Raw genomic sequence first — 5,717 nt, 5'->3', positions numbered from 1 at the left:
TCCTACGACCCCTCCTCCTCCCGTGCCCCGTCCCGGGGCCAGGCTTCCGGCGGTCCGTCCCGCGACGACGGCTCGCGGGACCCCTCCCGCGGCCAGGCGTCGCGCGACCCGGGCCGCGACACGGCCGCCGGCCGCGACCCCTCCCGCGACGGAGGGCCGCGCGACCCCGGCCAGTCCTGCGCGGACCCCTCCGACAGGAACTGCGCGGGCGGCGCGGCCCAGCACGGTGTGCACGCCGGTGCGGGCGGCGCGTTCACCACCTCCCTGCCGGCCCTGGTCGTCGGCGGCCTGCTGATCGCCGCGGCGCTCGGCGCCGCGGTCCACCGGGTGTGGCAGCGCCGGAAGGGCTGACCGGGCCCCAGGGCACCGTGGAGTGCCACAGCCCTGTGTGATCTTCGCAACCCGCCGGGTGGCCATGGGGCGGCGCCTCCCGGGGTACCCGGAGTCCGCGGACCGCTCGGACTGCTCGGACCGCTCGGACCGGTGGTGACACGACACGGCATCAGGGACTGCGCGGAGGTACCCATGCGGCGGACGGACCCCGAAGGCCACGGCCCCGTCCGCTACGGGCCGTCGGCCCTCCCCGACGACGGACTGCCCGTGCTGCCCGAGCTGTCCGCCGCGCTCGCCGCCGCCGCGGGCCGGTCCCGTCAGAGACCGATCGGCGGCGGCGCGGCCCTGCTGGACGCCGCCTGCGGCTACTGGCTGCGGCGCGGGCTGCCCACCCGGTCCGGCCGTGTGGCGGCCGCGCCCGGCGCGCCCTCCCTGCTGCTCGCGCTCACCGCCGCGCTCGGCGGGGACGTCCTGGTGCCCCGCCCCTGCGCCGCCTGGTGGGCGCCGTACGCGCGCCTGCTCGGCAGACCCGCCTTCCCCGTGGCGACGCCCGCCGAGTGCGGTGGCGTCCCCGACCCGTACGCCCTGCTGGAGACCGTCCGCCGGGTCCGCGCCGAAGGAGGTGATCCCCGGCTGCTCGTCCTGTCCGTCGCCGACGACCCCACCGCGACCGTCGCACCGCCCGAGGTGCTGCACGAGACCGTCGAGGCCGCCGCCGGCGAGGGACTGCACCTGGTCAGCGACGAGACCTGGCGCGACACCGTGCACGCGCCGCACGAGACGGTGCTGCTCAGCCCCGCCGAGATGCTGCCCGAACGGGTCACCGTCGTCACCGACCTCGCTGGCGCCTTCCTGCCCACCGGCTGGCCCGCCGCCGTCGCCCGCTTCCCCGCCGGCACCACCGGCGACGCGCTGCACGCACGCGTGCTCGACGTGCTCACCGCGCTGGACGCGCGCGTCGCCGAACCGGTCGCCGCCGCGGCCGCCTACGCCCTCGACGAACCCGACGCCGTCACCGTGCGCCTGACCGCTTCCATACGCCTGCACGCACGCGTGGCGCACGCCGCGCACGCGATCCTGGTCGCCGCCGGCGCGCTCGTCCGGCCGCCGCAGGTCGGCCGCCACCTGTACGCCGACCTCGGTTCCCTGCGCTCCGCGCTCGCCGCCCGCGGAGTGGGGGACGCACAGGAGCTGGAGGACTTCCTCACCGCCCGCCTGGACCGGCCCGTTCCGGGCGGGCACCGCTTCGGCGACGACCTGGGCGCCCTGCGGGTACGGCTGTCCACCGCGGAACTCCTCGGCCGCACGGACGAGGAGCGCGCGCAGTGCCTCCTGTCCCCCGCGCCGTTGGAACTGCCGCACGTGCGACGCGCGTTGCTCTTCCTGAAGTCGGTTCTTGACGATCTCCGCGACGACGCTCAGCGATGGGAGTCTCCTCGATGACGCAGCAGTCCGAGCCGGCCACGTCCACGACCGCCACCCGGGAAACCGACGACCCCGTCGCCTCGTCCCCCCTCGCCCCGCCGCTCGCACCGTACCCGCCGCTGGCCGAGCCCAGACCGCTGGGGGAGCGGCGGGTGTGGCCGCGCACCTTCCACGACCGGCTCACCGCCCCGCTGCCCGGCCTGAAGGCCCTCGCCCGGTTCGCCCGCGAGGGCTCCGTACGACCGGCCAAGGAGAGCCTCGCCGACATCCCGCTGCTGCCGTACGAGCCCGCCCCGGTGCCGCGCGTGAACAACCGCACCGTCGCCGTCAGCTGGGCGGGGCACGCCAGCTGGATCGTGCAGATCGGCGGGCTGACCGTGCTGACCGACCCCGTCTGGTCCCGCCGCATCATCGGCACCCCGGCCCGCATCACCCCCGTCGGCGTGCCCTGGGAGGCGCTGCCGCGCGTCGACGCGGTCGTCATCAGCCACAACCACTACGACCACCTGGACGCGCCCACCCTGCGCCTGCTCCCGCGCGACACCCCCGTGTTCGTGCCGGCCGGGCTCGGCCGCTGGTTCCGGCGCCGCCGGTTCACCCGGGTCACCGAGCTGGACTGGTGGGAGGCTTCTGAACTGTCCGGTGTCCGCATCGACTTCGTCCCCGCCCACCACTGGTCCAAGCGCACCCTCACCGACACCTGCCACAGCCTGTGGGGCGGCTGGGTGCTCACCACCCCCGACGGGCAGCGCGTGTACTTCGCCGGCGACACGGGCTACGGCCACTGGTTCTCCCGCATCGGCCGCCGCTACCCCGGCATCGACCTCGCCCTGCTCCCCATCGGCGCCTACGACCCCCGCTGGTGGCTCAGCGACGTCCACTGCGACCCGGAGGAGGCGGTCCGGGCCGCCCAGGACCTCGGCGCCCGCCGTATGGCACCCATGCACTGGGGCACCTTCATCCTCTCCGCCGAACCGGTCCTGGAACCCCTCACCCGGGTCCGGACGGCCTGGCAGAAAGCCGGTTTTCCCCGGGAGGACCTGTGGGACCTGCCGGTGGGCGCCTCCCGGATCCTGGAGTAGGCAGCAGGCAGCAGGCAGCAGGCAGCAGGCAGCAGGCAGAGGGCGCGGTCAGTGGGAGCGGTGGGCCGGGATCAGACGGCGCAGACGGCGCCAGGCCGTGGGGGCGGCGCTCAGGAGGACGGTGAGGGCGAGGGCGGCGGCCAGGCCCTCCCAGGGTTCCTCGAACAGGGAGCCGCCGAGGATGCCGATCAGCTGGTACGTGACCGCCCAGGCCAGGCACGCCGGGAGGTTGCCGCGGGAGAAACGGCGCAGGGACCACCGGGCCAGCAGGCAGGCCAGCATCACCGGTATGCGGCCGGCCGGGACGAGGCGGGAGAGGACCAGCACCGCGACCCCGTGGCCGGCGAGCTTGTCCTGCGCCTGCCGGAGCCGTTCCTCCGGCGCGCGCGAGCGGATCGCCTCCAGCCAGCGCGAGCCGTTCTTCGACCGCAGCCCGCGCCGCCCCAGCCAGTACAGCGTCGCGTCCCCGAGGAACGCGGCCAGCGACGCCGTCACGAACACCAATGCCAGCGAGAACGGCGCCGCCTGGTGGAAGGCGACCACCGCCGCCGAACTGACCAGCGCCCCGGTCGGCACCACGGGCACCAGCGCCCCGATCAGCACCAGCAGGAACAGCGACGGATACCCCAGCGCCTGCTGTGTGGACTCCGTCGGCACCACCGACGTCACGGCGGCGGCGAGCCGTATCACCGGGCGACCTCCAGGCGCACGCTCTCCCCGTGCCCGAGCCGGTGCACCGCCACGCCGGGCGCGCGCCGCGCGGCGAAGCGCGCGAACTCGTCGCCCGGCGCGTGGAACTCATGAGGGCGCACGGCGTCCATCCCGATCGGCCAGTACGTGCCGTAGTGCACCGGCACGGCGAAGCCCGGCGCCAGCCGTGCCAGCGCCTGCGCCGCACCTCCCGCGTCCAGATGGCCCTCCCCGAGGTACGGTCCCCAGCCGCCCACCGGCAGCAGCGCCGCGTCCACCGGCCCGACCTCCTCGGCCATCGCGTCGAACAGGCCGGTGTCCCCGGCGAAGTACGTCCGTGCCTCGCCCTCGACGACGTACCCGAGCGCGGGGGAGCGGTGCCGCCCGACCGGCAGCCGCCGCCCGTCGTGGTGCGCGGGCACGACCCGTACGACGACGCCGCCGACCTCCAGCCGGTCCCCGGGCGTGACCTCGGTGACCCGCAGGTGGCCGAGCCGGCGCAGCCCCGGTACCGCCCGGAGCGCGCCCCGGGGCACCAACAGGCGCGTGCCCCGCTCCAGCCGGGCCAGCGAGGGAACGTGCAGGTGGTCGGCGTGCAGGTGGGAGACCAGCGCCACGTCCGCGTGCCAGGCGGTCGGCGGCGGCAGCGCGCCGCGGCGGCGCCGCAGGTGCGCGAGCCGGCGGGCGAACAGGGGGTCGGTGAGCACGCGGACGTTCGAGTCCTCGACCGTGCAGGTGGCGTGACCCCACCAGGTGATCTCCACCGGCACCTCGTTTGCCTCCTTCGCGCGACTCCCCCTGAGCCTACGTGCAGGAGTAGGGTCGGCGACGAAAACCCGGAGGTGAGGGGGACACCATGGGAGAAGTGCGGGACGCCCCCGGCGGGGACGGCGCCCCGGCGGCCGTCCGCGTCACGGCGATCGCGAGCCTGACGCCCCTGGAGGAGCTGCACGACGACCCTTTCCTGGTGGACTCCCGCAGCCAGCACGCGATGTGCGCCCGCTGGGCGGCCGACCACGGCTACGTGGTCGCCCGGGAACTGCTCGTCCGCGGACTGCGGGCCGACCACAGCGCCCTGTGGGAGGGGGTCCGCCCCGGCGTCGACCTCTTCGTCGCCCCCAGCCGCCGCGTGCTGGAACGGGCCCTGTCCTCCGTCGAGGAGTTCACCGCGGAGTGCGCGCGCCGCGGCGTCCGGGTGGAGACGGTGGGCCAGGCCGAGCCGTCGTACGACGCCCAGATGAAGGCCCGGGTCCACCGCCGCCTGTCCATGCCCACGGCCGGCTACGACGGCCGGTAGACCCGCCCGGGCCCGCCGGCCGGGTCGCCTGCGCCGTCGGCTCCCTTGTGGGGTCGGCCGGGTCGCCTACGCCGTCGGCTCCCCCGTGGGGTCGGCCGGGTCCGGGTCGGTGGCCAGGCGGGCGTGCAGGTGCTCGTCGTGGTACGCCCCGTCGCCGAAGCGGTGCGAGTCGCGCAGGGTGCCTTCGGGGAGGTAGCCGCAGCGCCGGGCCACCCGGCACGAGGCCTCGTTGCCCACGGCGTGGGCGATCTCCACCCGGCGGGCGTCGGCCGTCCGGAAGCCCCAGCCGGTGACCGCCCTCGTCGCCCGGGTGGCGACGCCCCGTCCGCGGGCGGCCGGCAGGGTCCAGTAGCCGATCATCGCCAGGCCGTCCGTGCGGTCGACCCAGCGCAGGGTCACGCTGCCCAGCAGGGCGCCGTCGGTGGCGGCCAGCGCGGCGAAGGAGGCGGCGGCCCCGCGGTCCCAGCCGCCGTCGCGGGATTCCAGCCAGGCCAGGGCGTCGCCGCGGTCGGCTGTCGCGAGAGGATTCCACAGGGCTATCAGCGGGTCCGCCGCGGCGGCGACCAGGCCGTCCAGCACCGTCTCCGACTCGGCGGCCTCCCGGCCCCACGGGCGGAGCACCATGTCGCCCAGGTCGAGCGTGGTGCGGACGAAGGCCCGCCGGTCGGCGGGGCCCGGGGAGGCAGGCGGGGGCGCGGAGGTGTTCATGACGCCCTTCCTACCCGGTCGATCAGGCATGCCGCCAGCCTTTTTGCCCGGTCACGGGCCGGGCCGGCCGGGAAGAAGCGGCCGCGGCCCTCCGCCCGCCGTGTGACAAGCTGGACCGGGCCCGGGCCCGGAGCCCGGACGGGGCGTGAGCGGAGCGGGACGGAGAGTGGGCCGGCGTGGGT

General features: G+C 76.2%; 6 protein-coding genes and 1 pseudogene. 4 read left to right on the top strand and 3 right to left on the bottom strand.

Annotated features, from left to right (window positions below):
* The 3 genes and pseudogenes from C1I97_RS29910 to C1I97_RS29900 all read left to right on the top strand — a co-directional run.
* Positions 1 to 351: pseudogene (locus C1I97_RS29910) on the top strand (hypothetical protein); the annotation flags it as partial.
* A gap of 174 nt (positions 352 to 525) precedes the next feature.
* Complete coding sequence (locus C1I97_RS29905; RefSeq protein WP_111006229.1) at positions 526 to 1,776, top strand: aminotransferase class I/II-fold pyridoxal phosphate-dependent enzyme; 1,251 nt, start codon at positions 526 to 528, stop codon at positions 1,774 to 1,776.
* Positions 1,773 to 2,840 carry an MBL fold metallo-hydrolase gene (locus C1I97_RS29900; protein ID WP_111006228.1) on the top strand — a complete coding sequence of 356 codons (1,068 nt, stop codon included), beginning with the start codon at positions 1,773 to 1,775 and terminating at the stop codon, positions 2,838 to 2,840. The genes C1I97_RS29905 and C1I97_RS29900 overlap by 4 nt, the downstream gene beginning before the upstream one ends.
* 48 nt (positions 2,841 to 2,888) lie before the next feature.
* Here the strand turns inward: C1I97_RS29900 and C1I97_RS29895 are convergent, their stop codons facing one another.
* Both C1I97_RS29895 and C1I97_RS29890 read right to left on the bottom strand, forming a co-directional pair.
* The gene (locus tag C1I97_RS29895; RefSeq protein WP_111006227.1) at positions 2,889 to 3,530 is read right to left on the bottom strand and encodes a DedA family protein; all 642 of its coding nucleotides are present in this window, start codon (positions 3,528 to 3,530) and stop codon (positions 2,889 to 2,891) included.
* A complete protein-coding gene (locus C1I97_RS29890; RefSeq protein WP_181446973.1) occupies positions 3,527 to 4,300 on the bottom strand; it encodes an MBL fold metallo-hydrolase in 774 nt (257 codons plus the stop codon). Before C1I97_RS29890 ends, C1I97_RS29895 begins: the two co-directional genes overlap by 4 nt.
* An 86-nt stretch (positions 4,301 to 4,386) precedes the next feature.
* On the opposite strand from C1I97_RS29890, the gene C1I97_RS29885 reads away from it, so the two are divergent.
* Positions 4,387 to 4,827 carry a hypothetical protein gene (locus tag C1I97_RS29885; protein WP_111006226.1) on the top strand — a complete coding sequence of 147 codons (441 nt, stop codon included), beginning with the start codon at positions 4,387 to 4,389 and terminating at the stop codon, positions 4,825 to 4,827.
* Positions 4,828 to 4,893: 66 nt separating this feature from the next.
* Here the strand turns inward: C1I97_RS29885 and C1I97_RS29880 are convergent, their stop codons facing one another.
* Positions 4,894 to 5,535 carry a GNAT family N-acetyltransferase gene (locus tag C1I97_RS29880; RefSeq protein WP_111006225.1) on the bottom strand — a complete coding sequence of 214 codons (642 nt, stop codon included), beginning with the start codon at positions 5,533 to 5,535 and terminating at the stop codon, positions 4,894 to 4,896.
* Positions 5,536 to 5,717 lie beyond the last annotated feature (182 nt).

This window comes from Streptomyces sp. NTH33, from assembly GCF_003236365.1.
Taxonomy (GTDB): domain Bacteria; phylum Actinomycetota; class Actinomycetes; order Streptomycetales; family Streptomycetaceae; genus Streptomyces.
The sequence above is the reverse complement of the archived record's forward strand: the minus strand, read 5'-3'. Positions and strand labels throughout refer to the sequence as shown.

What these genes read in the sequence shown, in the direction of transcription:
- C1I97_RS29905 (WP_111006229.1), top strand. Translation starts at nt 526, where the DNA reads ATGCGGCGGACGGACCCCGAAGGCCACGGCCCCGTCCGCTACGGGCCG.
- C1I97_RS29885 (WP_111006226.1), top strand. Translation starts at nt 4,387, where the DNA reads ATGGGAGAAGTGCGGGACGCCCCCGGCGGGGACGGCGCCCCGGCGGCC.
- C1I97_RS29880 (WP_111006225.1), bottom strand. Translation starts at nt 5,535, where the DNA reads ATGAACACCTCCGCGCCCCCGCCTGCCTCCCCGGGCCCCGCCGACCGG.
- C1I97_RS29900 (WP_111006228.1), top strand. Translation starts at nt 1,773, where the DNA reads ATGACGCAGCAGTCCGAGCCGGCCACGTCCACGACCGCCACCCGGGAA.